At 62.5% G+C, this 2,298-nt stretch carries 2 protein-coding genes; both read left to right on the top strand.

Annotation, left to right across the window (positions count from 1 at the left end; genetic code table 11):
* Positions 1–990, top strand: a 990-nt coding sequence (locus RMO15_RS02795; RefSeq protein WP_309707597.1) for a DUF1501 domain-containing protein, incomplete at its 5' end; no start/stop codon positions are given.
* A 2-nt stretch (positions 991–992) separates the two neighbouring features.
* On the top strand, positions 993–2,298 hold a 1,306-nt coding region (locus tag RMO15_RS02790; RefSeq protein WP_309707595.1), incomplete at its 3' end, for a c-type cytochrome domain-containing protein.

Here is a 2,298-nt window from a genome sequence, read left to right as displayed (position 1 = left end):
TCGCTAGTCGGGGCGCGGGATGAGCACTCGTCGAATCTGTGTCTCTCAGGCTACACCGAGGCGGAGTTTCGCCAGAACAAGGCCCCGACGATGGGGTCGGTGCTGACGCGGCTGGAAGCACCGGTGGATAAGACCGTCCCTAGCTATGTCAATCTTGCCGCCCGCACCCAGCACCCACCCTACAACGACCCCGGCCCCGGTTTTCTTGGCCCCAGCTACGGTGCCCTCAACCCCAACGGCCCGATGCTCGCCGACATGACCCTCACGGATGTCTCGCTGGATCGCCTGAGTCATCGCAAGCAATTACTCGCCAGCTTAGACCGCTACCGAAAGCGCGTGGACACGCTCCCCGAGCTAGACACGATGAGCGCCCGTGCCTTTGATATTCTGACCTCCAGCAAGCTGGTTCAAGCGCTAGACGTCAGCCGGGAAGACGTAAAAACACGCGAGCGCTACGGCAAGGGCATTGACAAACCCCAGGGCGATGCGTCGCCCATGCTCAATGAGCAGTTTCTTGCCGCGCGTCGCTTGGTCGAGGCCGGAGCACGGCTTGTCAGTGTCTCCTACGGCTTCTGGGACTGGCACGGCGGCAACTTCACCAACATGAAGGCCCATCTCCCGGTCATTGACCAGGGAATCTCTGCCCTGATCGAGGACCTGCACCAGCGCGGCCTCGACAAAGACGTCTCCGTCGTCGTCTGGGGAGACTTTGGCCGCTCGCCTAAGATCAACAAAGATGGTGGGAGAGACCACTGGCCCCGCGTCTCCTGTGCCTTGCTCGCCGGTGGCGGGATGAAGACCGGGCAGGTGATCGGCAGCACCAACAAATTCGGCGAGGAGCCCGACGAGCGCCCGGTGGACTACAAAGATGTCATGGTGACGCTCTATCATAACCTCGGGATAGACATCGTCAATACACCCATTCCGGATATGACCGGTCGCCCCAACTACCTCTTTGCAGGCCGTGAGCCTCTTCCTGAGCTGGTCTAGCCATGCCTCTACAACCACCACCGCCCAAGCCCGCGCCACCTTCGTTTCAGCGTGAGGTCGTCCCGATCCTACGCACGGCGTGCCTCGGGTGTCACAGCGCCCAGCTTCCGACGGCCGGATTCTCTGTGGACTCCTACATGGCCCTGATGAAAGGCGGGAAAGCGGGCGTGGCTATCGTGCCCGGAAAGTCGAGCGAGAGCCGCTTGGTGCGGATGCTCACCGGAGCGCAGAAGCCGATCATGCCGCCGGGTGCGGGCCTGAAAGCTCCTGATATTGAGATCATAAAGCGCTGGGTAGATGCCGGAGCTAAGAATGACTCAGCGCTGACGAGCGCGACCACGCCGAAAACGGGCACGAAGACAGCCACGGCTAACACCGTAACTATTCCCAAGCCTATCGGCAAGCGCCTCGAAGTCCCCGCGCCGATCAACTCGCTGGCGTTCTCGCCCGATGGAAAGCTGCTCGCCGTGGGCACCTACCAGCGCGTCCTGCTCTGCGATCCAGCGACCCGGACGGTGCGGACAGTTTGGAGTGGGCATTTAGACACCGTGCGCTCGCTGGCGTTCTCGCCCGATGGAAGGCAGTTAGTTGCAGGCGGCGGGATGTCCGGCGCACTGGGCCAGGTGCGGCTCTGGGGAGTCGCTGAGAGTCGAGAGCTGCGCACGTTTGGTGACCACACGGATATTGTCAATGGAGTCGCGTTCTCTCCCGACAGCAAGACGGTTGCGACGGCCAGCGGTGACCGTAGCGTGAAGCTCTGGGACGCGGCGACGGGCAAGCTCTCACAGGCGCTTCGGGACCATGCCGATGGTGTGCTGGGTGTCGCCTTTCGCGCCGATGGCAAGCTGCTCGCCTCATGCGGGGTGGACAAGAGCGTCAAGATCTGGGACGCGGTGAGTGGCAAGCGCCTCTACAGCCTCGGAGCCAGCGAAGAGACTGTCACCGATCTATGTTTCACGTCGGCGGGCCAGGTGATCAGTGCCAGCACGGATAAGCTCGCCAAGCTCTGGAACATCGGCCCCGAGGGTGGTGGTCATGTGCGCAACTTCGGCGGCCACGGTAGCGGCGTCTACTCCGTGAGTGCCAGCAGTGACGGGCAGCTCCTGGCAACGGCCTCTGCCGACAAGACCCTGCGGCTCTGGAATATCGGCAGCGGCGGCAACACCGCGACCTTTACCGATGCGAAAGACTGGCTTTACGCCGTGCGCATCAGCCCCGATAAGAAGCGTCTCGCCGCCGGGGGCTGGGACGGGACGCTCTATCTCTGGAGCCTCGATCCCAACAAACTCGAAGGAACCCTCTTCACAG

The sequence above is a fragment of the Armatimonas sp. genome, from assembly GCF_031410135.1.
GTDB lineage: Bacteria > Armatimonadota > Armatimonadia > Armatimonadales > Armatimonadaceae > Armatimonas.
Note: the sequence above shows the minus strand (reverse complement) of the source record. Positions and strands in the feature narration are given on the sequence as shown.